Source organism: Cellulomonas palmilytica, from assembly GCF_021590045.1.
GTDB classification, from domain to species: domain Bacteria; phylum Actinomycetota; class Actinomycetes; order Actinomycetales; family Cellulomonadaceae; genus Cellulomonas; species Cellulomonas palmilytica.
The window spans coordinates 3,486,011-3,511,475 of the sequence record NZ_CP062221.1; the positions used below are offsets into that span (position 1 = coordinate 3,486,011).

Genomic DNA, 25,465 nt, shown 5'->3' on the forward strand with positions numbered 1-25,465 from the left:
TCCTGCGCCGAGGGATCAGGTTCAGCGCGAGAGCAGCTCCCGGGCCAGCGCGGCCGTCTCGGACGGCGTCTTGCCGACCTTCACGCCCGCGGCCTCCAGGGCCTCCTTCTTGGCCTGCGCCGTGCCCGACGAGCCCGAGACGATCGCGCCGGCGTGGCCCATCGTCTTGCCCTCGGGGGCGGTGAAGCCCGCGACGTAGCCGACGACCGGCTTCGTCACGTTGTCCTTGATGAACGCCGCGGCACGCTCCTCGGCGTCGCCGCCGATCTCGCCGATCATCACGATGACGTCGGTCTCGGGGTCCGCCTCGAACGCCGCGAGCGCGTCGATGTGCGTGGTCCCGATGATCGGGTCACCGCCGATGCCGACGGCCGACGAGAACCCGAAGTCCCGCAGCTCGAACATCATCTGGTACGTCAGCGTGCCGGACTTCGAGACGAGACCCACGCGGCCCGGGCCCGTGATGTCGGCCGGGATGATGCCGACGTTCGACTTCCCGGGGCTGATCAGGCCCGGGCAGTTCGGGCCGATGAGGCGCACGCCCTTGTCCTGCGCGTACGCGAAGAACTCGGCGGTGTCCGCGACCGGGACGCCCTCCGTGATGATGACGACGAGCGGGACGCCCGCGTCGACGGCCTCGACGACCGCGCCCTTGGTGTGGGCCGGCGGCACGAAGATCACGGACACGTCGGCGCCCGTGGCCTCGACGGCCTCGGTGACGGAGCCGAACACCGGCACGTCGACCGTGCCGCCGCCCTTCGGGAAGGACACGCTCGTGCCGGCCTTGCGCGGGTTCACGCCGCCGACCACGTCCGTGCCCGACGCGAGCATGCGCGTCGTGTGCTTGGTGCCCTCGGAGCCGGTCATGCCCTGGACGATGACCTTGCTGGCCTCGGTGAGGAAGATCGCCATGTCAGTTGTTCTCTCTCGTCGTCTCAGGCGTTCGCGAGCTCGGCGGCCTTGTCCGCTCCGCCGTCCATCGTGTCGGCGAGCGTGACCAGCGGGTGGTTCGCGTCGGCGAGGATCTGGCGGCCCTCGACGACGTTGTTGCCGTCGAGACGGACGACGAGCGGCTTGCTCGCCTCGTCGCCGAGGATCTCCAGCGCGGCGACGATGCCGTTGGCGACCGCGTCGCACGCGGTGATGCCGCCGAAGACGTTGACGAACACCGACTTGACCTGCGGGTCCGTGAGGATGATGTCGAGACCCGCGGCCATGACCTCGGCCGAGGCACCGCCGCCGATGTCGAGGAAGTTCGCGGGCTTCACGCCGCCGTGCGCCTCACCGGCGTACGCGACCACGTCGAGCGTGCTCATGACGAGACCCGCGCCGTTGCCGATGATGCCGACCTCGCCGTCGAGCTTGACGTAGTTGAGGTCCTTGGCCTTGGCGCGCGCCTCGAGCGGGTCGGCGGCCGCCTTGTCCTCGAGCTCGGCGTGGTCCGCGTGGCGGAAGTCCGCGTTCGCGTCGAGCGACACCTTGCCGTCGAGCGCGACGATCTCGCCGTCCTCGGTCAGCACGAGCGGGTTGACCTCGACGAGGGTCGCGTCCTCGTCGCGGTACACCACCCACAGCTTCTGCAGGACGTCGGCGACCTTGCCCGCGATGCTCGCGTCGAAGCCCGCGGCGGCGACGATCTCGTCGGCCTTCGCCTGGTCGATGCCCACGCGCGGGTCGACCGCGACCTTCGCGAGCGCCTCGGGACGCTCGACCGCGAGCTGCTCGATCTCCATGCCGCCCTCGACCGAGCACATCGCCAGGTAGCGACGCTCGGCGCGGTCCAGCAGCAGCGAGAAGTAGAACTCCTGCGCGATCTTCGCGCCCGCGGCGATCATCACGCGGTGGACCGTGTGGCCCTTGATGTCCATGCCGAGGATCTCGCCGGCGCGCTCGGCCGCCTCGTCCGCGGAACGCGCGAGCTTCACGCCGCCCGCCTTGCCGCGGCCGCCCGTCTTCACCTGCGCCTTCACGACGACCACGCCCGGCTGGTCGCGGAGCAGCGTCGTCGCCGCCGCGCGGGCCTCGTCCGGCGTGGTGGCGACGATGCCGCCGAGCACCGGTACGCCGTGCTTCTCGAAGATGTCCCGTGCCTGGTACTCGAACAGGTCCACTGTGGTCCAGTTCCTCTCGTCGACCGCGCGTCGGCGGCCTCGGTGCGGCCGTGTGCGCCGGACCGATGCTAGACCGTCGCACCCAGATCTCTTCATGTCGAGAGATGTGGATCTCTTCACATCGAGATTCCTTGCGGCGTCACGCCGGTGCGTGCGACCCGGGTATCGCCCGCACGTCCACAACCTCCGCCGAACACCTGCGCGACGTCCGTATCGCCCTCTAGTGTCCGTTCCTGACGTCGGCGGGGCGACCCGAGGACGTCGCGACCAGCACCTGCACGTGCACGACCCGTGCCCGCGCCAGCGCGCGCACGACAGACGGCGAGGAGGCCACCTGATGCCCCAGCAGAGCACCCACCGGGACCACCCCCACGCACCCGGGGCCTGGGCACCGGCGGGCGACGAGGCGGCGTCCGGACGCGAGGCGACGACGACCACGGCGTGGGACTCCCACCGCCTCGCCCGCGTGACCCTCGACGCGCAGGGCTCCCCCGCGGCCGTCCAGGTCGTCGACGGGTGGGAGCAGCGGGCCGGCGCCGACGCCCTCGCCGCCGCGGTCCTCGAGGCCGCGCGTGCGGCCGCACGGGCGCTCGACGAGCAGGCGTGGGCCGCGCTGGCCGACGACGCCGACCGGCGCCGGGGCGCGGGGCGCACGACGAGCACCCCCGCCTCCCCCGCGCCGTCTCCCGGCACCACCCCCGCGTTCACCGGCACGCCGCGCCCGCTCGACGAGCTCGCGGAGATCGCCATCACGTCGCTGTCCGCGGCGTCGCAGGCCTCCGCGGCCGACGACGCGGCCGCCGTCGGCACCGGCAGCGCGCTCGACCACGAGATCGAGGTCCGCGTCGTGCGCGGCGGGGTCGCGGGCGTCACGCTGCGCGGCCCGCGCATCGCCCGCACGAGCGGCACGCAGCTGTCCCGGCTGCTCACCGGCGCGGTACGCGCGGCCGTCGCCGACCTGGAGCGCCGGATCGCCGCGCAGACGCCCGCCGTGAGCGACGAGCTCCTCGCCGAGGTCCTCGCGCACCTGCGGGCGCTCACCGCCGACCCGACCTCGGCCGCCGCGGACCGCACGTGAGCGCCGACCCCGACGTCCGGCTGGACGTCGTCCTCGGCGCGCTGCGGCGCGAGGCGACCACGTGGGACGAGCAGGCCGCGGCCGTCCGGCTGGTGGCCGACGCCGCCGGGCGGCTGAGCCTCTCGACGCTCGAGAGCGGGGTGTTCGCGCTCATGCACGGCGCGCACGCCGACGCGGTCGAGCACGTCGTGGGGCGCTGCCGGGAGGGCGGCGAGGCGATGGCCGACGTCGCCACGGCGCTGCGGACGACGGCCGACGCGTACGAGCGCCGGGACGCCGCCGTCGCCGAGCTCGTCGCCGGCACCTTCTGAGCCCCCTTCTCCGTCCCTGAGCGTGCCGCATCCGCCGCGGGCTCGCTCCGCACCGTCCACCCATCCACGACCCGACCGGCCCGACCCGACGCACGCGCTCGACCACGCCCCGCACCGCCGCCCTGCAGCCAGCACCGCCGACACCGCGAGGAGCCGTCATGAGCCCTGCCGTCCCTGCCACCGCCGTCCCTGCCACCGCCGTCCATGCCACCGCCGTCCATGCCACCCCTGGTGCCGTCGCCGGCGTGCTCGGTCGGGCGGGTTTCAGCCCGTCGACCTACGAGGCGACGGTCGAGAGCCTGCGCGCCGGGGTGCGCGCGCTGTCCGACCGCGTCGCGGACCTCCCGCGCGCGGCTGGCGACGCGGTGGGCCATGCGTGGGTCCCGGACTGGTTAGCCGACGCCGTGCGCGCGTGCGCCGACCGGCTCGCGGCGCTCGGTCGCGGCCTCGTCGCCCGCGTCGGTGAGCTCCTCGAGGGCGCCGCGGCGCCCGTGCTGTTCTTCCTGCGCGCGCACGACTGGATCACGCAGGTCGGGGCACCCGCGTCCGGGGTCGCGGGCGCCGTGCAGCCGTCCGCGTTGCGCGCGACGCGGACCTGGGACGGCGCGACCGCGAGCGCCTACCGTGCGGCGGTCGTCGGCCAGGCGCCCGCGGCGGCGCAGGTGCACCGCGTCGCGGCGACCGTCGCCTCGTCGCTGACCGCGTGCGCTGTCGCGGGGCTCGCGTTCTACGTCGCGCTCGCGGTGATCGTCGCGAAGGTCGTGGCGGCGTTCGTGGCGGCGGTCGCGGCGTTCGGCTCCGGGGTGCTCTCGTGGGCCGGGCTGCTGATCGTCGTCGAGGAGGCCGCGGTCACGAGCGGGATGGTCGTGTCCGCGGTCGCCGGGCTCGTCGCCGTGCAGGGTGCGGCCGCGGTCGCGACGGTGAACGTCACGGACGCGGCGCGCCACGCGTCCGCCTTCCCGCACGGGCACTGGCCGACGGCGACCGTGTGAGGGCGTGGGTCAGTCGCGACCCTGGGGCCACGGCGGCGGCCCGAGCGGGTCGACGATCGCGTCGATACCACCGGCGGCCGTGGCGGTCCCGCGCGCGGGTTCGTCGACGAGGCCGGCGCCGCCGTCGGCGGGCCGGTCCGCGGGCTCGTCGTCCATGACCTCGTCGTCGGGAGCGCGGTCGGCGCGGCGCGCGGGGTGGTCGGCGGGCGGGTCGTCGGGCTCGTCCGCCAGGACCCGCGAGGTCGCGAGCTGCTGGGCGGCGAGCTCGGCGTACAGTCCACCGGCCGCGACGAGCTCGGCATGCGTCCCCGACTCGACGATGCGCCCGGCGTCGACCACGTGGATCACGTCGGCGTCGAGCACGGTCGACAGCCGGTGCGCGATGGTCAGGGTGGTGCGTCCGTGCGCCGCGGCGTCGAGGGCCTCCTGCACGACCCGCTCGGAGACGGTGTCGAGCGCGGACGTCGCCTCGTCGAGCAGCAGCACGGGCGGGTCCTTGAGCAGCACGCGGGCGATCGCGATGCGTTGCTTCTCGCCACCCGAGAGCCGGTAGCCGCGCTCGCCGACGACGGTGTCGTAGCCCTTCTCGAAGCCCGCGATCACGTGGTGGACGTTCGCCGCGCGGCATGCGGCCTCGATCTCGGCATCGGTCGCGTCGGGCTTGGCGTACGCGAGGTTCTCGCGGATCGTCGCGTGGAACAGGTAGGTCTCCTGGGAGACGATCCCGACCGACGCGATGATCGAGCGCTGCGTGAGCTCGCGGACGTCCTGGCCGGCGAACAGCACGGTCCCGCCCGACACCTCGTAGAGCCGGGGCGCGAGGTACAGCACGGTCGTCTTGCCGGCGCCGGACGGGCCGACGAACGCGACGTGCTGCCCGGGCTCCGCGACGAAGCTCACGCCCTGGAGCGTGGCGCGGGACCCGGGCGCGGCGTCGGGGTACCGGAACACCACGTCGCGGAACTCGACGCGGCCGAGCGGGCCGGGTGCGTGCGCGGCGTCGATCGCGCCGGGCGCGTCGCGGATGACGGGGCGCAGGTCGAGGTACTCGAAGATGCGCGCGAACAGCGCGCCAGACGTCTGCAGGTCCAGCGCGACGCGCATGAGGCCGAGCAGCGGCCCGAGCAGGCGCGCCTGGACGGTCGTGAACGCGACGATGGTGCCCGCGGTGATGGTGGGGCTCGCCGGGTCGCGCATGAGCAGGCCGGACACGAGGTACACGACGGCGGGCACGCTCGCCATGAGCACCTGGACGACCGCGAAGAACCCTTGCCCGCTCATGGCCCGCCGCACCTGCAGGCGCACCTGGTTGTCGTTCTCCGCGCGGTACCGCGCGGACTCGGACTCCTGCCGGTTGAACGCCTTGGACAGCAGGACGCCGCTCACGCTGAGCGTCTCCTGCGTGATCGACGTGAGCTCGGACAGCGACTCCTGCGTCTCGCCAGCGATCCGTGCGCGCACCTGCCCGACGCGCCGCTGCACGACGACGAGGCCGGGCATGAGCACCACGGCGACGAGCGTGAGGCGCCAGTCGATGAGCACCATCGCGACGAGCGAGGCGACGACGGTGACGGCGTTGCCGAGGATCGTCGTGACGGTGTTGGTCAGGACGCCAGCGACGCCGCCGACGTCGTTCTGCAGGCGGGACTGGATGACGCCGGTCTTGGTGCGCGTGAAGAAGCCGAGCTCCATCGACTGCAGGTGCTCGAACAGCCGCACCCGCAGGTCGCCCGTGACGCGGTTGCCGACGGTCGAGGTGAGCCACGTCTGCGTGACGGAGAGCGCGGCGGACGCGAGGAACAGCGCGACCATGCCGACGACGAGCCGGACCAGCAGCGGGACGTCCGGCCCTGAGCCGTCGACGGGGAACAGCGCGTCGTCGAAGATGCGCTGCACGACGAGCGGCGGGACGACGGCGATGCCGGCGGCGACCACGACGATGACGCCGGTCAGGGTGATGCGGGCGCGGTAGGGCCGGAACAGGGTGACGACGCGTCGGCCCAGGTGGGGCACGCGGGGCGCCTGCGCGTTGAGGCGCCGCTGCGCGGCCTCGTCGAGCGGTCGACCCGCTCCGTGTCCTCGGCCACCCGGCCCGCCCATGCTCACCGGGACACGGTAGGTCCACGGCGACCGGGGCGCGCGCCGTCAACCGATGTTGACAATCAGACGAGTGTCAACTTATGTTGACGCCATGACCGGGAACGACTCGTTGCTCACCGCGGCGGGCGCCGCCGAGCCCGCCGAGGGGCTGCGGGCCGTGCGCTCGCTGCGCACGCTCGCGGACCGGCTCGAGGCCCTCCAGGTCGAGCGCGCCCGCCGTCAGGGCTGGTCCTGGCAGCAGATCGCCGACTGCCTGGGCGTCACGCGCCAGGCGGTCCACAAGAAGTACGGGAAGGTGGTGCCCTGATGTTCGAGAGGTTCGCCCGCGACGCCCGCGCCGCGGTCACCCTGGCCCAGGACGAGGCCGGCGCGCTCGGCGCGCCGCGCATCGACTCCGAGCACGTGCTGCTCGCGGCCGTGCGGACCGACGGCGCCGCGCAGCGCGCGCTGTCGACGCTCGGCGTCCGCCCCGACGACGTGGCAGCCGCGGTCCACGCACGGCAGGGGCTCGACGACGACGCGCTCGCGTCCATCGGCGTCGACCTGACCGCGGTCCGCGCGCAGGTCGAGTCCACGTTCGGGTCCGGAGCGCTCGACGCCGGCCCGCCGACGCACCCGAAGACGTTCACACCCGGGGCCAAGAAGCTCCTCGAGGTCGCGCTGCGCGAGGCCGTGCGGACGCGGCGCCGGACCATCGACACCGGTCACCTGCTGCTCGCCGCCGTCCGGCTCGACGACACCGGCGCCCACGCCGCGCTCAGCTCGCTCGGCCTCGCCGACGACGCGGTCCGCGACGCGGTCACCGCCGCGTGGGCGGCAGGGGCCGCCTGACGGACCGCGCCGCCCGTCGTCGCCGTCGGGTCAGGCGTCGAGCTTCTCGAGCGACTCGCGCAGCAGGTCGGCGAACTCGACGATGCCCTTCATGTTGGGGTGCGTCTTGTCGCTGTGCAGCAGGCCCGGGTGCTCCGCGACGTACGCGTGCCAGTCGACGACGTGCACGTTCGGGCGGCTCGACGCGAGCTCGACGAGCTTCGCGTTGGCGTCGTCGACCCAGTAGCTGATCCCCACGACCGTGAGCACGAGCACCTGGCGGTCGGGCCCGATGACGTCGAGCGTCTCCTCGAACGCCTCCACGGAGCCGTCGAACTTGAAGCCGCCGTTCGTGCCGAAGTTGAGCACCACGACCGGGCGCAGGCCGCCCGCGTCCTTCGCCTTGCGCACGATCTCGGGCGCGTCGAGCCACTTGCGGATGGGCTTGGCGTCGATCGAGATCTGCGGGAACGCGTCGAAGAGCGCGGGCGCCGCGCCGGAGAGCACCGAGTCGCCGAACCCGACGACGCCCGACCCGTCGATCGCGCCCTGCGCGTCACGGCCCGGACCGGCCGGATCGGCCTGGCCGCCGCCCGTGCCCGCCTCGGGGTCCTTCGCGTCGGGGTCCTGCTCGGGGTCCTTCGCCGGGTCCTCGGCCTCGGGGTCCTTCGCGTCCGGGTCCTTCGGCTCGGTCGCCTTCGGGTCGCCGTCCTGCTCGCCGGTGTCCCCCGAGCCGTCGCCGGCCTCCGCCTGCTCCTGGGCGCGCCGCTCGATCTCGCGCTGCGCCGCCTCGATGGCCTTCTGCGTCGAGGTCACGGCGGGTGCGGTCGCGACCGAGACGACCGCGCCGAGGACGAGCACGCTCGCGAGCACACCGGCGAGCCGGGCACCCGGCCGCGGCCCCCGCAGCGCGGCGCCCGCGCGGGCCACGACGGCCCGGAAGCCGTCGCGACGCACCGGCATCTCGACGAACCGGTGGCTCAGGTGCGCGAGCACGAACGTGAGGGCGAGCGAGACGACCGGCACGCGCCACCACAGCGGCGAGCCCGGCGCGTCACCGAACGCGGCCCCGACGACGAGGATCACGGGCCAGTGCCACAGGTACAGCCCGTACGACCGGTCGCCGACCCACACCACGGGCCGCAGCTCGAGCACGCGCAGCAGTCCGCTCGGCTGCTCCGCGGCGCAGCCCGCGACGAGCGCGAGCGCGGCGAGCGACCCGAGCACGATGCCGCCGCGGTACGTGAACGGGTCGTCGTCGCGCAGCAGCGCGACGAGCACGCCGAGCACGAGCAGCCCGAGCACGGGCAGCGCGCGAGCGGCGCCCGACGCGCGGGCGGGGCCACCGCCCGCCGCACCCGTGTGCGGGCGGCCCGTCACCGCGATCGCGAGCGCGGCTCCCGCGAGGAGACCGAACGCGTGCGTCGGGGTGCCGTAGTAGACGCGCGTCGGGTCGTCGCCCGGGGTGTACATGACGGCCATGGCGACCGCCGAGGCCACCGCCGCCGCACCGACCGCGAACGCGACGGCGCGCGCGCCGTCGCGTCGGTGCAGGGCAGCGACGCCGAGCACCAGCCCGGCGAGCACGAGGGGCCACAGGACGTAGAACTGCTCCTCGATGGCGAGCGACCAGAACGGCTGGAACAGCTCGGGCTGCGTCGAGTCGAAGTAGCTGGACCCCGCGGCGATCTCGAGCCAGTTGGTGGAGAACGTCCAGGCTCCGAGCCACTGGCGCCGGACGCCGACGAGCAGGTCGGGCTCGACGAGGCGTGCGGCGAGCGTCCCGACGACGAGCACGAGCCCGAGCGCGGGCAGCAGGCGACGCGCGCGCCGGACCCAGAAGTCGCGCAGCGCGAGCCCGCTCCCGCCGCCCATGCGCCGGAGCAGCAGCGTGGTGATGAGGAAGCCGCTGACGACGAAGAACACGTCGACGCCCAGGAAGCCCCCGGGGACCGTGGCGGGCCAGAGGTGGTAGGCGATGACGACGACCACGGCGATCGCCCGCAGTCCGTCGAGCCCGCGGATGTGCCCGCTCGTGCGGCGGCGCGTGGTCGGCTCGGGAGCGGTCTGCTCGCCGGACTCCGGACGCGACGTCGTGGTGGTCACCAGCACCTCGCTTGCTCGCTGCTGAAGGCCACGGTAGGGGCCGTCAGGTGGACAGGGACGCGGACACTCCGGTCCGCGGCGAACCGCCGCACAGGACCGTTCACCCGGAGACTGTCGCCAGACCCCTGGATCACGGCAAACCCGCAGGTTACAGCTTTGTCACGGGCGAGAACCGCAGCAGCAGCCGCTTGGTCCCCTCGGTGCCGAAGTCGACCTTCACGACCGCGTTGTGACCGGATCCCTCGAGCGCGACGACCGTCCCGAGGCCGTACGCGTCGTGCGTCACGCGGTCGCCGATGTCGAGCGACGGGATCGCCGCCGCGGGGCGCGGGGTCGCGGAGCCGAACGTCGCGCCGGTGGAGGGCAGCGCGGGGCGCTCCTCGCGCTTGGTGGACGTGTAGCCGCCCGATCCGGCCCGGCCCGAGCCGTACCCGGACCCCGAGCCGGAGCCCGAGCCGTAGCCGCCGGAGCGCCCGCCGGCGCCGAAGCCCGAGCCCCAGCCGCCGCGCAGCGCGGACGTCGAGGACTCGCGCCGCCGCCAGTCGATGAGCTCCTCGGGCAGGTCCGCGAGGAACCGGCTGGGCGGGAACTCGTTCGGCACGCCCCAGGCCGTACGGATCGCTGCACGCGAGATGTACAACCGCTCGCGCGCCCGGGTCAGGCCGACGTACGCGAGCCGCCGCTCCTCCGCGAGCTGGTCCGGGTCGGACAGCGAGCGCATGTGCGGGAACGTCCCGTCCTCCATCCCCGTGAGGAAAACGACCGGGAACTCGAGGCCCTTGGCGGTGTGCAGCGTCATGAGCGTGACGACGCCGGGCTCGGGCTCGTCGTCCGCGACCTCGTCGCCACCGTCGGGGGTCGGGATCTGGTCGGAGTCCGCGACGAGGGACACGCGCTCGAGGAAGTCCGCGAGGTCGCCGTCGGGGTCGCTCTGCTCGAACTCGGTCGCCACGGCGTGCAGCTCGGCGAGGTTCTCGACGCGGGACGCGTCCTGCGGGTCCTCGCTGCCCCGCAGCTCGGCGAGGTAGCCCGAGCGGTCGAGCACCGCACCGAGCACCTCGGCCGGCCCCGCGGCCGCCGCGAGCGCGCGCAGCCCCGCCATGAGCTCGACGAACGCACGCAGCCCGGTGACCGCGCGCGTCCCGAGCCCGGGCACCTCGTCGAGCCGCTCGAGCGCGGCCCCGAACGACATCCGCTCGCGCTCCGCGAACGACGCGACCATCGCCTCCGACCGCTCCCCCAGCCCGCGCTTGGGCACGTTGAGGATCCGCCGCAGGTTCACGTCGTCGTCGGGGTTCGCGACCGCGCGCAGGTACGCGATCGCGTCCTTGATCTCGCGGCGCTCGTAGAACCGCGTGCCGCCGACGAGCTTGTACGGCAGCCCGACGCGCACGAGCGCGTCCTCGATCACGCGGGACTGGGCGTTCGCCCGGTAGAAGATCGCGACGTCGCCCGGCCGCACACCCGCGGAGTCCCCGAGGCGGTCGATCTCCTCGACGACGAACCGGGCCTCCTCGCGCTCGTCGTCGGCGACGTACGCGACGATCTGCGCGCCCGCGCCCGAGTCGGTCCACAGCCGCTTGGGCTTGCGGCCCGGGTTCTTGCTGATGACGGCGTTCGCGGCGGACAGGATCGTCTGCGTCGAGCGGTAGTTCTGCTCGAGCAGGATCGTGCGCGCGTCCGGGTAGTCCGCCTCGAACTCGAGGATGTTGCGGATGTTCGCGCCGCGGAACGCGTAGATCGACTGGTCCGCGTCACCGACGACGGTGAGCTCGCCGCGCTCGAGCCCGTCCTCGGCGCCCGTGCCGACGAGCTCGCGCACCAGCACGTACTGCGCGTGGTTGGTGTCCTGGTACTCGTCGACGAGGACGTGCCGGAACCGGCGGCGGTAGTGCTCGGCGACCGCCGGGAACGCCTGCAGCAGGTGCACGGTCGTCATGATGAGGTCGTCGAAGTCGAGCGCGTGCGCCTGGCGCAGCCGCGCCTGGTAGCGCGTGTAGACCTGCGCGAGCGCGGAGTCGAAGTCGTTCGCGGCTCCCCCGCCCGACGTCGCCGCGAACGTCTCCGGGTCGACGAGCTCGTCCTTGAGCGACGAGATCTTGGACGCGAGCGCCTTGGCCGGGTACTTCTTCGGGTCCAGGTCGAGCTCGCGCGCCACCAGGGTCAGCAGGCGCTGGGAGTCCGCGGAGTCGTAGATCGAGAAGCTCGAGCGCAGGCCGAGGGTCTGCGCCTCGCGCCGCAGGATCCGCACGCACGCGGAGTGGAACGTCGAGACCCACATGCGCCCCGCGGCCGGGCCGATCAGCGCGCCGACGCGCTCGCGCATCTCCGCGGCGGCCTTGTTGGTGAACGTGATCGCGAGGACCTCGCCCGCGCGCGCCCGGCGCGTGGCGAGCAGGTACGCGATGCGGTGCGTGAGGACGCGCGTCTTGCCCGAGCCGGCACCGGCCACGATGAGGAGCGGACCGCCGTGGTGGGTCACGGCCTCCTTCTGCTGCGGGTTGAGGCCCTCGAGCAGCGCCTGCGCGCGGGCCTCGCGCGCCTGTGCGTCGTGCGCGCGCCGCTCGTCGGCCGACGCGTCCGCCGACGCGTCCGGTGCCCCGTCCGGCGCTCCGTCCGACGACCCGTCGACGGAGTCGCCGCGCGGCGGCACGACCAGCGGGAGCCCGGACGACTCACCCGCGTGCGAGCGCGAGGCGGCCGCCGCGACGGCCGACCGGAAGGAGCTGCCGAGCGAGTCGGGGAGGTGTTCGAAGAGCGACGTCATGGCGCGACAAGCCTAGGCGCCGCCACCGACACCCGGGGACGCCCCGCCGCCCACCGGACGGCCCGCACGCAGTGACTCACCGGTGACTCACCAGTGACTCACCAGCGACTCACGAGGTCGCGAGGCCGAGGAGCCACGCGAGCGTGACGAGCATCGCACCGGCGAGCTCGACGAGGATCGTCAGGCCGGTCGCCTGCATCGCGGCGACGGTCGCGCGCCACGCGGGCCGCGGCTCGCGCACGCGCACCCACTCCGCGAGGTACACGGCGCCGACGAACCCGACCGGGAGCCCGACGACCGGGATGACGAAGAACAGCACGGCACCGGCGACCCCGCCCCACAGCAGCGTGGAGCCGGGCACTCCGGCGCGCTTGAGGTGCCGCCCGGCGAGCAGGTACTTGGCGACCATCGCGACGCCGGTGACCAGCACCGCGACCACCGCGACCGTCCACCCGACGAACCCGCCCGTGACGACGCCCCAGACGACGACGGCACCCGCGACGAGCAGCGCGCCGGGCAGCACCTGCACGACCACGCCGAACAGCCCGACGAGCACGACGAGTCCGACGGCGACCTCTCCCCAGCCCGGCACGAGGCCCGAGGCTACCGGTCGGGCGCGCTCCCCGCGGCCGGTCGCCGCGGGGAGCAGTGACGCATCAGCGCCAGAGCGCCGCCACGGCGACGTTGACGACGGTCAGCCCAGCGATCGCGCCGAGGTACCCGGTGGTCACCTTCTCGGGCTTGCGCACCCCGACGACGACGAGCGCCGTGACGGCGAGCGCGACGACGAGCTTGACGGCGATCTTCACGTGGTTCGGGTCGTACAGGTCACCCATCTCGACCACGCCGACCATGAGGATCCCGGTCACGAGGGCCGTGAGGGCGCCGTGCAGCGCGCCGTTCGGGATCTTGGGCTCGCGCATGGTGACGAGCACGCCGCCGAGGACGACGGCCCAGCCCAGCAGGTGCAGGACGAGCAGCAGGTTCTTCAGGAGCTCCATGCGGCAAGGATACGCAGGGCGCCCCCAGCGATCTGACGCGACGTCATGAAGTATCGGTCACAGCAGGCGGCGTGCCGCAGCCCACCGCGTGAGCTCGTTCCGGTTCGAGAGCTGGAGCTTGCGCAGCACGGCCGAGACGTGGGTCTCGACGGTCTTGATCGAGATGAACAGCTCCCCGGCGACCTCGCGGTACGTGTAGCCGCGCGCGATGAGCCGCATGACCTCCCGCTCGCGCGCGGACAGCCGGTCGAGCTCGTCGTCGCCCGTCGCGACGTCCCCCGCCGCCGCGCCGAACGCGTCGAGCACGAACCCCGCGAGCCGCGGCGAGAACACCGCGTCACCGTCCGCGACGCGCCGCACGGCGTCGCTCAGCGCGCTCCCGTCGATCGCCTTCGTGACGTACCCGCGGGCACCCGCGCGGATCACGGCGACCACGTCCTCCGAGGCGTCCGAGACGGACAGCGCGAGGAACCGCGTCCCGGGCACGTCGGCGCACGCGCGGATGACCTCCGCACCGCCTCCCCCGTCGCCGCCCGGCAGGTGCACGTCGAGCAGGACGACCGGCGGGCGCACCTCGTGCACCACGCGCACCGCCTCGTCGACGCTCGCGGCCTCCCCGACGACGCGCACGCGCTCGTCGAGCGACGCGCGCACGCCCGTGCGGAACAGGTGGTGGTCGTCCACCAGGACGACGTCGACCGCACCCCCGCCCGGCCCGGTGGCCTGACCCGCCGCGGCGATCCGGTCCGGCACCTGCGGGACGTCCTGCGTCATGACTCCTCCTCGGTCGGGGCCGGGGCACCGGCCTGCGTGGCGACGGCGGGTGCGCCCGGCGGCTCCGCCTGCGCGACGGGGGCGAACGGCATCGCGAGATGGACCTCGGTGCCCTGGCCGGGCCGGCTCGTCACGGTCGCGGTCCCGCCCCGGCGCCGCACCCGCCCGAGGATCGACTCGCGCACCCCGAACCGGTCGGGCGACACCGCGTCCAGGTCGAACCCGTCGCCGCGGTCCTTGACGAACACCTCGACCTCGGCCGCACCCACCTCGAGGTAGAGCGACACGGGCGGCCGCCCGTGCACGACCGCGTTGACGAGCGCCTCGCGCGTCGCCTGCAGCAGCGCGGCGGTCGCCTCGTCCGGCACGCGGTCCCCGACGACGACCGTGTCGACCGCCACCGGCTCGCCGCCCGGACCCGAGCGCGAGTCCTCGACCTCGGCGACGACGTCCCGCAGCGCGGCCGCGAGCGACGTGCCGGGCGCCGGGCGGTCGTCGTACAGCCACTCGCGCAGCTCGCGCTCCTGCGCGCGCGCCATGCGCGCGACCTCGGCCGGGTCGTCGGCCCGGGCGCGGATGAGCGCGAGGGTCTGCAGCACCGAGTCGTGCAGGTGCGCGGCGATGTCGGCGCGCTCGGACTCGCGCGCCCGCGCCGCCCGCTCGTCGGCGAGCGCCCGCCACAGCCGCAGCCACCACGGCGCGACGACGAGCGCGACGCCCGCCAGCACCGCGAGCGACGCCACGACGGACTGCACGAACGTCGCCGCGTCCACGCCGGGCCCGGTCGCGCGCCCGACGAGGAGCAGCACACCCACGCCCGCCAGCACGACACCGCCGAGCAGGCGCACCACGGACACGGGGGTGCGACCGCCCGCGCGACTGCGCCACCGTCCGCGGGCGACCTCGTCGAGCTGGCTCCAGGCGAGCGCGGCACCCGCGAGGACGACGAGCATCGGCAGCACCCAGCCCGCGTCGAGCCGGTCGTAGCGCACCGCGACCAGCACCCCCGCGACCGTCACCAGCAGGGCGCCGACCGCGATGTCCGTCACCGGCCACCGGCGGCGGCGCGGGTGCTCGTCGTCGCAGACCGGCCGGCCCGCGAGGCGCGCGAGGTTGCTCGGCCGTGACGCCGCCGCGACGTCCCACGGGTCGCCCGGCGGCACGGTGAGCCACCAGAACCCGTACAGCACGACCCCCACGCCGCCCACGAGCGTCGCGACGACGAACGCCACGCGCACCCCGCCCAGCGGCAGGCCCAGGTGCGCCGCGACGCCCGATGCGACACCGCCGACCCACCGCCCGCGCTCGGGGCGCCGCAGCGCACCGCGCGGCGTGCGGGGGCGCGGCACGGCGCTCGCAGCGGCGGGCGGCCCGGGGGTCGGTCCGGCGGTGAGGTCCACACGGGAATCGTCACACGTCACGGGGCCGCACGGGGCCCGCCGAGGCACCCTGCGGCACGGATCAGGGCTCAGATCCGGGGTCCGGCGCCCGCGGTTCAGGGTCCGGTCAGGGGTGCACCCGATGTCGCGCGGGCACCGGGACGGCCACGATCGTCGTATGAGCTCGACCACCCCCGGCACGCCACCGCCTGCTGCCTCCCCCCACCCCACCGACGGCCCCACGCCCGGCGGAGCGCCCCGCCCCGAGGGCGGCGGCTTCTTCGGTGCCGTGCGCCGGCTCGGCGTCCAGCGCGCCGACGACCGCTGGGTCGCCGGCGTGTGCTCCGGCGTCGCCGACCGGCTCGGCATCGACCCGCTCGTCGTGCGCGGCCTGTTCGTCGTGACGTTCCTGCTGTCCGGCGTCGGCGCGGTCGCCTACGCGATCGCGTGGGCGCTGCTGCCCGAGCGCCGCGACGGCCGCATCCACGCCGAGGAGCTCGTCGCCGGACGCTTCGACATCGCGGTCCTGGGCGCGGCCGCGCTGCTCGTCATCGGGATGGGCCGCGGCGACAACGGCTGGTGGAACGCCGGCCCGCAGTGGGCGCACGGGCTGTTCGGCGTGCTGTCGGGCCTGCTGTGGCTCGCGTTCGTGGTCGCCGTCGCCATCACCGTCCTCGTGCTGGTGACGCGCCACCGGCCGCCGCGCGGCCCCGTGCCGCCGTGGGCCGGGCAGCCGCCGCGCCCGCCGTACGGCCCCTACGGCTCGTACGGCCCCACCGCTCCCGCGCCGAGCGACGCCCCGGCGGCGACGTCCGCCGCGGCCTCGTCGCCCGTGGCGTCCGCGAGCGCGACGACGGGACCCACGACCACCGCGAGCACCGGACGCACGGCACCCGCGGCACCCGCGGGCCCCACGAGCCAGGCCCCGGCTGCGCCGCCGTACGGGACGCCCCCGCGTCCCGGCGCCCCGGCCCACGTCCCGTACGGGCCGTACGCCACCGGCCCCGCTCCCTCGACCGCGCCGTACGGGTCCGGCCCGCACGCGTCCGGCCCGCACGCGTCCGGTCCGCACCCCGCCGCGCCCTCCTCGACCCCGTACGCCTCTGGCCCGTACGCCTCTGGCCCGTACGCCTCTGGCCCGTACGCGTCGACCCCGTACGCGTCCGGCCCGTACGCCGGTCAGCAGCGGCCCGTGACACCGACGCCGGCGCCCGCGACGACGACGCGGCCCGCCCCCGCACCCACGAAGCCACGGCGTCGCGGGCCGGGCGCGACCAGCGTCGGGATCGTGGTCGGCCTCGCGCTGCTCACGTTCGCCGGCCTGCTCGCCGCCGACCGCACCGGCCGGTTCGACGGTCCCGTCCTGCTCACGACGCTCGGCGTCACCGCGCTGCTCGCGGGCATCGGCGTGGTCGTCGCCGGGCTGCGCGGGCGGTCGAGCGGGACGCTCGGGTTCCTCGCGATCGTCGCGCTGCTCGTCTCGGTCCCCGCGGGGGCGGTCGAGGACCGCAGCTGGACGTGGGACGAGGCCGGCATCCACCGTCCGGGCGCGCCCGTCGTCGTGACGAGCCGCACCGCCGCCGCGGACGGCCTGCGGTTCGGCGCGGGAGAGGCCACGCTCGACCTCACCGGCGTGCCCATGACCGACGAGCTGCTCGTGGTACCCGTCTCGGTGGGCGCCGGGAAGCTCTCCGTCGTCGTCCCGGCCGACGCGGCCGTCGAGGCGACCACCCGCATCGGGCTCGGGAGCGCCACGTGGCAGGTCGACGGCGCGCACGAGAGCGCGTCCGGGATCGGCATCGGCGGGACGACGTTCCAGGACGACGCGAGCCGCGAGGGCTCGCCGCAGCTCTCTCTCGACGTGTCCGTGGGCGCGGGCGAGGTCACCATCACCCGGGAGGACTCATGACCACGCACGACGCACGCCGGCCCGAGCCGGACGAGCCGACGACGCCCGACGCCACGGCCGCCGAGCAGTCCGCTCCCGACGACACGCAGGTGCTCGACGAGACGCCGGTGCCCGAGACGCAGGTGCTCGCACTCGACGAGACCCCGGCACCCCCGCGTGCCGAACCTGTCGCGACCACCACGCCGTCCGCCGCCACCAGCACCACCGGCACCACCGGCACCACCGGCGCCACGACCGCCACCACGACCCCGGCCGACGCTGCGGACCCGGCCACCGGTGCCGAGACGACCGAGGAGCGGTCGCCGACGAGGCCGGAGCGCGAGGTGCGCGCGCCGCGCGTCGGGACGGTCGTGTGGGGGCTCGTGCTCGCGGTGCTCGGCGTCGGTGTCCTGGCGTGGGCCGCCGGGCGCGAGATCGACGTGGACGTCGCGGCGATCGTGCTCGTCGCGGGCGCGGGCGTCGCGCTGCTCGTCGGGTCCCTCGTCTCAGGCGTGCGTCGCCGGGGCTGAACCCCGACGCCCACCACGGCCCGAGGGCCCCTCACCCGCGGGTGAGGGGCCCTCGGCGTGGGGTCGACGCGTGCGCCGAGCTCAGGCGACCGCCGGAGAGGCGGGTGCGATCCCCGCACGCGCCGGCTCGGTCGCCGTGGCAGGCTCGACCTCGACCTGGGCGCGCGGGGCGAGCGCGCGGATCGCGAGCCCCGTGAGGAGCAGCCCGAGGCCGACCCCGAGCACGAGCAGCGAGATGCCGAACGCGATCACCGAGGTGAGCAGCGAGGTGCGCAGGAACGACGCGGTCTCGAGCGTCTCGCGCACCGGGTTCTCGCGGTCGAGCTGCGCGAAGGTCTGACCCTCGGACGCGGCGAGCGCGTGGGTCTTGATCTGCTCGGCCTGCGCCCAGGCCTCCCAGGGGGTGTCGAGGCGCTGGCCGCCGAACGCGGGCGCGTCGTCGGACACCGTGATCCGCTCGGACCCCAGGCTGACGCTCACCCCCACCCAGGACCCGATGCCCGACACGATGAAAACGATCCCGAGGATCGTGACCCAGAGGCCGAGGTTCCGGGCCGTCCGGGTGCGTGCTGTCGTCGTCACGTCTTCCCCTCTCTCGACGTCCCGCGCCGCCACCGTCGTGCGTGGGTTCCTGCTCGCGGGTCGGCACCGGCACTGGCGCCATGCGGGACGGTAACCAGATCGGGTGAGGGCATTTCGATAGGTGAAACCGTTTAGCTCTCAACTTTCGGGACAGAAGTAACACGCCTGAAACGGTCCGGGCACGACGGAGGCCCGCGTCCGGGCGGGACGCGGGCCTCAGTCGCGGATCAGGCGTGGATCAGGCGCGGATCAGGCGCGGTCGTCGCGCTCGACCACGGGGTCGGGCGGTGCGGCGTGCGCCGGGCCGTCGGTCGTCGGACCGGTGGTGGGAGCCGCAGTGGTGGCCGGAGCCGCAGTGGTGGCCGGAGCCCCAGTGGTGGCGGGAGCCCCAGTGGTGGCGGGAGCCGCGGTGGTGGGGGCGGCGCTCGCCGGCGCCTCGGGGGCCGCGACCGTGGGGGCCGCGACCGTGGGAGCCGCCGCGGTCGGGGCTGCCGTGGTGGGGGCCGCCGCCGGCACCGTGGGCGACGCGGCGGGTGCCGCGACGACCGGTGCCGCGCTCGCCGGCGCGCCCGACGGGGCGAGCCGCGTCTCGGCGGGCGCGGCGTCGTCCGAGACCACCACGGGGCTCAGGCGACGCAATGCGATCCCGATGAGCAGGAGCACGACGCCGATGCCGACGACGAGCAGCGCGACACCGAACGCGACGACCGACGTGAACAGCGAGGACCGCAGGAACGACGCGGTCATCATCGTGTCGCGCGCCGGGTCGTCCCGGTCGAGCTCGGCGTAGGTCTTGCCACCCGACGAGTCGAGCGCGTGCGTGTTGATGATGTCGGCCTGGACCCACGCCTCCCACGGCGTGTCGACGAGCTGGCCCTGGAATGCGGCCGCGTCGTCGGAGACGGTGATCTTCTCGGCGGCGAGGTTCGTGCTCACCGCGCCCCAGGTGACCGCTCCGGCCACGACGAAGATGATCCCGAAGACGATGACCCAGAGGCCGAGCCCTCGCGCCCCTGGCTGCTTACCGGTGGTCGCCACGTGCATCCCCTCTCTGGAGAGCCGGTCCCCGACCCGACACGAGCGGGGCCGTGCGAGGGCCGCGCTCCTGCGTCCCTGCACGTCGAGCCTAGCGACGGGCGCGCGAGACGCACGCCCGGCGTGCCGTGGCCGGTCGAGCGGGGGCGGCGACGTCCCCGGTGGTCAGCCGGCCGCGGGGCCCGGCGCGGCCGGCGAGGCGGGGGCCACGGCGTCGATGCGCGCGAGCGCCTGGGCGTGCACGCGCCGCTCGAGCACGAACGACATCACGGGCACGACGCCCGCGAGCGCCATCGTCACGAGCCGACCGAAGTCCCACCGCATGGTCGCCCACAGGTCGAACACCGTCACGAGGTACACGACGTAGATCCAGCCGTGCGCGTACGGGACCCACGCGAACAGGTCGGCGACCGCGTCGGCGTGCAGCGCGTACTTGAGCAGCATCTCGACGCACAGCACGAGCAGCATGACGCCCGTGATCCACGCCATGACGCGGTAGCGCGTGAGCGAGCCGCGCGCCTTCGCGGCCCACGCGCTCGTCGCGCCCCCGCTCGTCGTGCCCCCGCTCGTCGTCGTCCCGTCCTGCCTCACGTGCTCCCCCGTCGCCGCGTCGTCCTCTGCTCGCCCGTTCACTCCCACTCGATGGTGCCCGGCGGCTTGCTCGTCACGTCGAGCACGACGCGGTTGACCTCGGGCACCTCGTTCGTGATGCGCGTCGAGATCGTCGCGAGCACGTCGTACGGCATGCGCGTCCAGTCGGCCGTCATGGCGTCCTCCGACGACACGGGCCGCAGCACGATCGGGTGGCCGTACGTGCGGCCGTCGCCCTGGACGCCGACCGAGCGGACGTCGGCGAGCAGCACGACGGGGCACTGCCAGATCTCGCGGTCGAGCCCCGCGCGCGTGAGCTCCTCGCGCGCGATCGCGTCGGCCGCGCGCAGCACGTCGAGCCGCTCGGCCGTGACCTCGCCGATGATCCGGATACCCAGGCCGGGGCCGGGGAACGGCTGGCGCCAGACGATGGCCTCGGGGACGCCGAGCTCGAGCCCGACCGCGCGGACCTCGTCCTTGAACAGCGTGCGCAGCGGCTCGACGAGCTCGAACTGCAGGTCGTCGGGCAGGCCGCCCACGTTGTGGTGCGACTTGATGTTCGCCGCGCCCTCGCCGCCGCCGGACTCGACGACGTCGGGGTACAGCGTGCCCTGGACCAGGAACTTGACCTCCTGGCCGTGGTCGCCGGCCTCCGCGACGACCTCGCGCGCGGCGTCCTCGAACACGCGGATGAACTCGCGGCCGATGATCTTGCGCTTGGTCTCCGGGTCGGTGTGGCCCGCGAGCGCGGTGAGGAACCGCTCGCGCGCGTCGACGACCTTGAGGCGCACGCCCGTCGAGGCGACGAAGTCCTGCTCGACCTGCTCGGCCTCGCCCTGGCGCAGCAGGCCGTGGTCGACGAACACGCACGTGAGCTGGTCGCCCACGGCGCGCTGCACGAGCGCCGCGGCGACCGAGGAGTCGACACCGCCGGACAGCCCGCAGATCACGCGCGCGTCGCCGACCTGGGCGCGGATGCGCTCGACCTGCTCGGCGATGACGTTGCCGGGGTTCCAGTCGGGTGCGATGCCGGCGCCGGAGTAGAGGAAGTTCTCGAGCGCCTTCTGGCCGAGCGGCGAGTGCTTCACCTCGGGGTGCCACTGCACGCCGAACAGGCGCCGCTCGCGGTCCTCGAACGCGGCGACGGGCGAGCCCTCGCTCGTCGCGAGCACCTCGAAGCCCTCGGGCGCGGCGTGCACCGCGTCGCCGTGGCTCATCCACACCGTCTGCTGCTCGGGGCTGCCCGCGAGCACGGTGCCGGCCTCGGTCACCTCGACCGCGGTGCCGCCGTACTCGCGCACGCCCGTCTGCGCGACCGTGCCGCCGAGCGCCTGCGCCATGGCCTGGAAGCCGTAGCAGATGCCGAGCACGGGGACGCCCGCCTCGAACAGCGCCGGGTCGACGAACGGCGCACCGTCGGCGTACACGGACGAGGGGCCGCCCGACAGGATGATGGCGGCGGGGTCCTTGGCGAGCAGGTCCTCGACGCGCGCCGTGTGCGGCACGATCTCGGAGTACACGTTGGCCTCGCGCACGCGGCGCGCGATCAGCTGCGCGTACTGAGCGCCGAAGTCGACGACGAGGACCGGGCGATGAGCGGTGGGCTCAGGCGTCTGGGTCACGCCCCCAGGGTAGTCGCCGCGCCGGCCTGCTCCGGCCCGGCGTCCACGTCCGGGCACCGAGCCCCCGGCCACCGAAGGGCCCGGACCCGCCACCGGAAAAGCGTTCCGGTCATGTCGGTACCCGCCCGTAACGTGGAGCGGGTGCGATCCCTCCCCCTCACCGACCCCGGGACCCCGCCCCTGACGGGGCCCGTGGCGTACCTGGCGTGGCAGGCGCGCCGCCAGTGGGGCATCCTCACCGTCGGCGCCCTGCTGGGCATCCTCATGTTCTCCTGCCAGGCCGCGCTCCCCTACGTCACCGGCCACGCGATCGACTCCGGCCTGACCCACGGCTTCGGCGCCGACCTCTGGCGCTCCGGCGCGATGCTGCTCGGCCTGGGCGTCGTCTCGGCCACCGCGGGTGCGATCGGCCACCGCTACGACGTCGAGAACTGGCTGCGCGCGTCGTTCGCCGCGTCCCAGCTCGTCGGCCGCCGGGTGTCCCACTCGGGTCACACGATCACGGCGGAGCTGCCCACCGGCGAGGTCGTCTCGGCGGTCGCGAACGACGCGCTGCGGATCGGCGAGATCTACCACACTTCCGCCCGGTTCATCGGCTCGGTGGTCGCGTACGGCATCGCCGCGTTCGTCATGCTGCGCACCTCGGTGTCGCTGGGCCTCATCGTGCTGCTCGGGCTGCCGACGGTCGCTGGGTGCATCGCGCTGCTCGTCAAGCCGCTGCAGCGCCGCCAGGCCGCGCAGCGCGAGGCGTCCGGGCGACTGACGACGCTCGGCTCGGACACCGTCTCCGGCCTGCGCATCCTGCGCGGCATCGGCGGCGAGGGCGTGTTCACCGCGCGTTACCGCGAGCAGTCGCAGCTCGTGCGCCGCAAGGGCGAGGCCGTCGCGGTGACGCAGTCCTGGCTGGACGCGCTGCAGGTGCTGCTCCCCGGCGTGTTCGTCACCGTGCTCATCTGGTACGGCGCGCACCTGGCGGTCGCGGGCGACATCACGCCGGGCCAGCTCGTGCAGGCGTACGGGTTCGCGGCGTTCCTGTCCTGGCCGGTGCAGCAGATGACGTACACCGTGCAGTCGGCGACGCGTGCGCACGTCGGCGCGGGCAAGGTGCTCGACGTCCTGCGCGTGGTGCCCGCGACGGGCGCCCGGCCCGGTACGCGCCCGATGCCGCCGGCGGGTGTCCCGCTCGTGGACGAGCTCTCGGGCACGGTCGTCACGCCGGGCCGGGTCTCGGCGCTGGTGTGCGTCGACCCGGACGCGTCCGCGGCCGTCGCGACCCGCATGGCGCGGTTCGACGACGAGGCCGAGGTCGCCACGCCCGTCCGCCTCGGCGGCGAGCTGCTCGCGGACCTGGACAAGCTCGAGGTCCGCGAGCGCATCGTGCTCGCGGAGGCGACGCCGCACCTGTTCTCCGGGACGCTCGCGGCCGAGCTCGACGTGCACGGTCCGCGCGACGCGGAGCGGTTGCTGCACGCGATCGCGCTGGCGGACGCGCACGACGTGCTCGACTCCGTGCCCGACGGCCTCGACGGCGAGCTGCCCGAGAAGGGCCGGTCGTTGTCCGGCGGTCAGCGCCAGCGCGTCGCGCTCGCGCGAGCGCTGCTGCTCGACCCGGAGATCCTCCTGCTCGTCGAGCCGACCTCGGCCGTCGACGCGCACACCGAGGCCCGGATCGCCGCGCGTCTGGCCGACGCCCGCCGCGGGCGCGCGACGCTCGTCGTGACCGCGTCCCCCCTCGTGCTCGACCACGTGGACGAGGTGCAGCTGCTCGTCGACGGCCGCGTCGTCGCGACCGGCACGCACGCCGAGCTGCTCGCACGGAGCGACGCGCGCGGCGAGGCGTACCGCCGGGTCGTCGGGCGCGGCCTGGACGAGACCACACCACCGCACGGCGTCGCCCGGGTGGGCGACGACGACCCGATCGCCGACGAGGCGTTCGACGAGCTGCTGCAGGACCAGCCCGCCGGGGCCAGTGACAGGACAGGAGGACGGCCGTGAAGCTCCCCATCGCGGACTCCGCGACCGTGCGCGCCTACACCGCGTACCTGCTGCGCGCGCACCGCCTGCCCCTGACCCGGATCGCCGTGCTCCACACGTGCGCGGCGATCCTGGGCCTGGCGGGCCCGTGGCTGCTCGGCCGGCTCGTCGACGCCGTCGCCGACGGCACGACCACGGGCTACGTCAACACGCTCGTCGCGCTCGGCGCGGCCGCCGTGCTCGGGCAGACCGTGCTCACGCGGTTCGCGCAGCGGTCCTCGATGCGGTTCGGCGAGATGGTGTTCGCCGACCTGCGCGAGGAGTTCATCGAGACGGTCACGTCGCTGCCGCTGTCGACCGTCGAGCGCGCGGGCACGGGCGACCTGGTCGCACGCACGACGAACGACGTCAACAAGCTGCAGAACGCCGTGCGCTTCGGCGTGCCGCGCGTGATCGTCGCGATCGTGACGATCACGCTGACCGTCGTCGCGTGCGTCGTGCTGTCGCCGCTCGTCGCCGTCGCGATGTTCGTCGGCGTGCCGGTCATGCTCGTGATCGTGCGCTGGTACCTGCGCCGCGCCACACCGGCGTACCTGCGCGAGTCGGCGTCGTACGCCACGCTCAACGGGACCATCACGGAGTCGGTCGAGGGCGCGCGCACGATCGACGCGCTCCGCATGGGGGGACGCCGGCAGGCGCACGTGGAGGACGACCTGCGCGAGGCGTTCGCGGCGGAGTCCGCGACGTTGAACCTGCGCACGGTCCTGTTCCCCGGCGTGGACTTCACGTTCATCACGGCGCCCGTCGCGGTGCTGCTGTGGGGCGGGTGGCTCGTCTCGCAGGGTCACGTGACGATCGGCGTGGTCGCGACCATCGTGCTGTACACGTACCAGGTGTCCGGCCCGGTCTGGGACCTCATCTTCTGGCTCGACGAGATCCAGGTCGCCGCGACGTCGCTCGCGCGCATCGTCGGGGTGCGGCTCGTCGAGCCGGACCGCGAGGCACGCGAGGGCACCCCGGTGGACGAGGACGTGCGCGCGCGCGACCTGCGGTACGCGTACCGCGAGGGGCACGACGTGCTGCACGGCATCGACCTCGACCTGCGCTCGGGCGAGCGCCTCGCGGTCGTCGGGCCGTCGGGTGCGGGCAAGTCGACGCTGGGCCGCATGCTCGCGGGCATCCACCCGCCCACGGGCGGCACGGTGAGCGTGGGCGGCGTCCCGCTCGTCGACCTGCCGCTCGACGAGCTGCGCGGGCACGTCGCGCTCGTGACCCAGGAGCACCACGTGTTCGTCGGCACGGTCGCGGACAACCTGCGGCTCGCGGCGCCGGACGCGTCGCACGCGGACCTGCGCCGCGCGCTCGAGGCCGTGGACGCGTGGGACTGGGTGTGCGCGCTGCCCGAGGCGCTCGGGACCGAGATCGGCTCGGGCGGGGCCCCGCTCACGCCCGCGCAGGCGCAGCAGATCGCGCTCGCGCGGCTCGTGCTGCTCGACCCGCACACGCTCGTGCTCGACGAGGCGACGTCGCTGCTCGACCCGCGCGCCGCCCGGCACCTGGAGCGCTCGCTCAACGGGGTCCTGGCCGGCCGGACGGTCGTCGCGATCGCGCACCGGCTGCACACCGCGCACGACGCGGACCGGGTGGCCGTGGTCGACGGCGGGCGGATCACCGAGATCGGCCCGCACGACGAGCTCGTGGCGGCCGGCGGCGACTACGCGGCGCTGTGGCGGTCCTGGCAGCACGAGTCCGCCTGACGCCCGACGGTCCGCACCGCACCGGAGCCTCTGTTCGCCCACAGCGAACAGAGGCTC

The 25,465-nt window shown here is 74.6% G+C and carries 22 protein-coding genes; 9 read left to right on the forward strand and 13 right to left on the reverse strand.

The genetic code is table 11. The features are described from left to right. Positions 1–21: 21 nt before the first annotated feature. Positions 22–912, reverse strand: a complete 891-nt coding sequence (sucD, locus tag F1D97_RS15705; RefSeq protein ID WP_236121430.1) for a succinate--CoA ligase subunit alpha — start codon at positions 910–912, stop codon at positions 22–24. Between the two features lie 23 nt (positions 913–935). Next, complete coding sequence (sucC, locus tag F1D97_RS15710) at positions 936–2,111, reverse strand: ADP-forming succinate--CoA ligase subunit beta (RefSeq protein ID WP_236121431.1); 1,176 nt, start codon at positions 2,109–2,111, stop codon at positions 936–938. Positions 2,112–2,448: 337 nt separating this feature from the next. Here sucC and F1D97_RS15715 point away from each other — a divergent pair, with 337 nt between their 5' ends. The 3 genes from F1D97_RS15715 to F1D97_RS15725 all read left to right on the forward strand — a co-directional run bounded on the left by F1D97_RS15715 (position 2,449) and on the right by F1D97_RS15725 (position 4,492). Next, the gene (locus tag F1D97_RS15715) at positions 2,449–3,189 is read left to right on the forward strand and encodes a hypothetical protein (protein WP_236121432.1); all 741 of its coding nucleotides are present in this window, start codon (positions 2,449–2,451) and stop codon (positions 3,187–3,189) included. Then, positions 3,186–3,500, forward strand: coding sequence for a type VII secretion target (locus F1D97_RS15720; protein ID WP_236121433.1), 315 nt, complete (start codon positions 3,186–3,188; stop codon positions 3,498–3,500). Before F1D97_RS15715 ends, F1D97_RS15720 begins: the two co-directional genes overlap by 4 nt. Positions 3,501–3,658: 158 nt before the next feature. After that, positions 3,659–4,492, forward strand: a complete 834-nt coding sequence (locus F1D97_RS15725) for a hypothetical protein (protein ID WP_236121434.1) — start codon at positions 3,659–3,661, stop codon at positions 4,490–4,492. A gap of 9 nt (positions 4,493–4,501) precedes the next feature. On the opposite strand, the gene F1D97_RS15730 is transcribed toward F1D97_RS15725, so the two are convergent. Further along, positions 4,502–6,592: an ABC transporter ATP-binding protein gene (locus F1D97_RS15730; RefSeq protein WP_236123636.1), complete on the reverse strand. Its 2,091-nt coding sequence runs from the start codon at positions 6,590–6,592 to the stop codon at positions 4,502–4,504. Between the two features lie 91 nt (positions 6,593–6,683). On the opposite strand from F1D97_RS15730, the gene F1D97_RS15735 reads away from it, so the two are divergent. Together F1D97_RS15735 and F1D97_RS15740 are read left to right on the forward strand one after the other, a co-directional pair. After that, a complete protein-coding gene (locus F1D97_RS15735) occupies positions 6,684–6,899 on the forward strand; it encodes a helix-turn-helix domain-containing protein (RefSeq protein ID WP_236121435.1) in 216 nt (71 codons plus the stop codon). Then, positions 6,899–7,423 (forward strand): Clp protease N-terminal domain-containing protein, encoded by a 525-nt coding sequence (locus F1D97_RS15740; RefSeq protein ID WP_236121436.1) that lies wholly within the window; start codon positions 6,899–6,901, stop codon positions 7,421–7,423. Before F1D97_RS15735 ends, F1D97_RS15740 begins: the two co-directional genes overlap by 1 nt. A 30-nt stretch (positions 7,424–7,453) precedes the next feature. Here F1D97_RS15740 and F1D97_RS15745 read toward each other — a convergent pair whose 3' ends face one another. From F1D97_RS15745 to F1D97_RS15770, 6 genes are all read right to left on the reverse strand, one after another. Further along, positions 7,454–9,508, reverse strand: a complete 2,055-nt coding sequence (locus tag F1D97_RS15745; protein ID WP_236121437.1) for an acyltransferase family protein — start codon at positions 9,506–9,508, stop codon at positions 7,454–7,456. Positions 9,509–9,656: 148 nt separating this feature from the next. Then, positions 9,657–12,275, reverse strand: coding sequence for a DNA helicase PcrA (pcrA, locus tag F1D97_RS15750; protein ID WP_236121438.1), 2,619 nt, complete (start codon positions 12,273–12,275; stop codon positions 9,657–9,659). 109 nt (positions 12,276–12,384) lie between these two features. Then, complete coding sequence (locus tag F1D97_RS15755) at positions 12,385–12,867, reverse strand: DUF456 domain-containing protein (protein ID WP_236121439.1); 483 nt, start codon at positions 12,865–12,867, stop codon at positions 12,385–12,387. A gap of 64 nt (positions 12,868–12,931) precedes the next feature. Then, positions 12,932–13,276: a hypothetical protein gene (locus F1D97_RS15760; RefSeq protein WP_236121440.1), complete on the reverse strand. Its 345-nt coding sequence runs from the start codon at positions 13,274–13,276 to the stop codon at positions 12,932–12,934. 57 nt (positions 13,277–13,333) lie between these two features. Continuing rightward, on the reverse strand, positions 13,334–14,050 hold the full coding sequence (locus F1D97_RS15765) for a response regulator (RefSeq protein WP_236121441.1): 717 nt from the start codon (positions 14,048–14,050) through the stop codon (positions 13,334–13,336). Next, positions 14,047–15,450 (reverse strand): ATP-binding protein, encoded by a 1,404-nt coding sequence (locus F1D97_RS15770; protein WP_396022537.1) that lies wholly within the window; start codon positions 15,448–15,450, stop codon positions 14,047–14,049. The genes F1D97_RS15765 and F1D97_RS15770 overlap by 4 nt, the downstream gene beginning before the upstream one ends. 157 nt (positions 15,451–15,607) lie before the next feature. Between F1D97_RS15770 and F1D97_RS15775 the strand changes: the two genes are divergently transcribed. Both F1D97_RS15775 and F1D97_RS15780 read left to right on the forward strand, forming a co-directional pair. Continuing rightward, positions 15,608–17,338, forward strand: coding sequence for a PspC domain-containing protein (locus F1D97_RS15775; protein ID WP_236121442.1), 1,731 nt, complete (start codon positions 15,608–15,610; stop codon positions 17,336–17,338). Then, positions 17,335–17,847, forward strand: coding sequence for a hypothetical protein (locus tag F1D97_RS15780; RefSeq protein WP_236121443.1), 513 nt, complete (start codon positions 17,335–17,337; stop codon positions 17,845–17,847). Before F1D97_RS15775 ends, F1D97_RS15780 begins: the two co-directional genes overlap by 4 nt. Before the next feature lie 81 nt (positions 17,848–17,928). Here the strand turns inward: F1D97_RS15780 and F1D97_RS15785 are convergent, their stop codons facing one another. From F1D97_RS15785 to guaA, 4 genes are all read right to left on the reverse strand, one after another. Beyond that, entirely contained in the window at positions 17,929–18,429 is a 501-nt protein-coding gene (locus F1D97_RS15785) for an aromatic ring-opening dioxygenase LigA (protein WP_236121444.1), read from the reverse strand. A gap of 249 nt (positions 18,430–18,678) precedes the next feature. After that, a complete protein-coding gene (locus F1D97_RS17510; RefSeq protein WP_317618899.1) occupies positions 18,679–19,467 on the reverse strand; it encodes a hypothetical protein in 789 nt (262 codons plus the stop codon). A gap of 162 nt (positions 19,468–19,629) precedes the next feature. Next, positions 19,630–20,055 (reverse strand): DUF3817 domain-containing protein, encoded by a 426-nt coding sequence (locus F1D97_RS15795; RefSeq protein ID WP_236121445.1) that lies wholly within the window; start codon positions 20,053–20,055, stop codon positions 19,630–19,632. Positions 20,056–20,093: 38 nt separating this feature from the next. Beyond that, the gene (guaA, locus tag F1D97_RS15800) at positions 20,094–21,677 is read right to left on the reverse strand and encodes a glutamine-hydrolyzing GMP synthase (protein ID WP_236121446.1); all 1,584 of its coding nucleotides are present in this window, start codon (positions 21,675–21,677) and stop codon (positions 20,094–20,096) included. A gap of 141 nt (positions 21,678–21,818) precedes the next feature. On the opposite strand from guaA, the gene F1D97_RS15805 reads away from it, so the two are divergent. Together F1D97_RS15805 and F1D97_RS15810 are read left to right on the forward strand one after the other, a co-directional pair. Beyond that, positions 21,819–23,672, forward strand: coding sequence for an ABC transporter ATP-binding protein (locus F1D97_RS15805; protein WP_236121447.1), 1,854 nt, complete (start codon positions 21,819–21,821; stop codon positions 23,670–23,672). Next, positions 23,669–25,408 carry an ABC transporter ATP-binding protein gene (locus F1D97_RS15810; protein WP_236121448.1) on the forward strand — a complete coding sequence of 580 codons (1,740 nt, stop codon included), beginning with the start codon at positions 23,669–23,671 and terminating at the stop codon, positions 25,406–25,408. The genes F1D97_RS15805 and F1D97_RS15810 overlap by 4 nt, the downstream gene beginning before the upstream one ends. Positions 25,409–25,465: the final 57 nt, after the last annotated feature.

What these genes read in the sequence shown, in the direction of transcription:
- F1D97_RS15715 (WP_236121432.1), top strand. Translation starts at nt 2,449, where the DNA reads ATGCCCCAGCAGAGCACCCACCGGGACCACCCCCACGCACCCGGGGCC.
- sucD (WP_236121430.1), bottom strand. Translation starts at nt 912, where the DNA reads ATGGCGATCTTCCTCACCGAGGCCAGCAAGGTCATCGTCCAGGGCATG.
- F1D97_RS15760 (WP_236121440.1), bottom strand. Translation starts at nt 13,276, where the DNA reads ATGGAGCTCCTGAAGAACCTGCTGCTCGTCCTGCACCTGCTGGGCTGG.
- F1D97_RS15730 (WP_236123636.1), bottom strand. Translation starts at nt 6,592, where the DNA reads ATGGGCGGGCCGGGTGGCCGAGGACACGGAGCGGGTCGACCGCTCGAC.
- F1D97_RS15780 (WP_236121443.1), top strand. Translation starts at nt 17,335, where the DNA reads ATGACCACGCACGACGCACGCCGGCCCGAGCCGGACGAGCCGACGACG.
- F1D97_RS15725 (WP_236121434.1), top strand. Translation starts at nt 3,659, where the DNA reads ATGAGCCCTGCCGTCCCTGCCACCGCCGTCCCTGCCACCGCCGTCCAT.
- F1D97_RS15735 (WP_236121435.1), top strand. Translation starts at nt 6,684, where the DNA reads ATGACCGGGAACGACTCGTTGCTCACCGCGGCGGGCGCCGCCGAGCCC.
- F1D97_RS15765 (WP_236121441.1), bottom strand. Translation starts at nt 14,050, where the DNA reads ATGACGCAGGACGTCCCGCAGGTGCCGGACCGGATCGCCGCGGCGGGT.
- F1D97_RS15775 (WP_236121442.1), top strand. Translation starts at nt 15,608, where the DNA reads ATGAGCTCGACCACCCCCGGCACGCCACCGCCTGCTGCCTCCCCCCAC.
- pcrA (WP_236121438.1), bottom strand. Translation starts at nt 12,275, where the DNA reads ATGACGTCGCTCTTCGAACACCTCCCCGACTCGCTCGGCAGCTCCTTC.
- F1D97_RS15740 (WP_236121436.1), top strand. Translation starts at nt 6,899, where the DNA reads ATGTTCGAGAGGTTCGCCCGCGACGCCCGCGCCGCGGTCACCCTGGCC.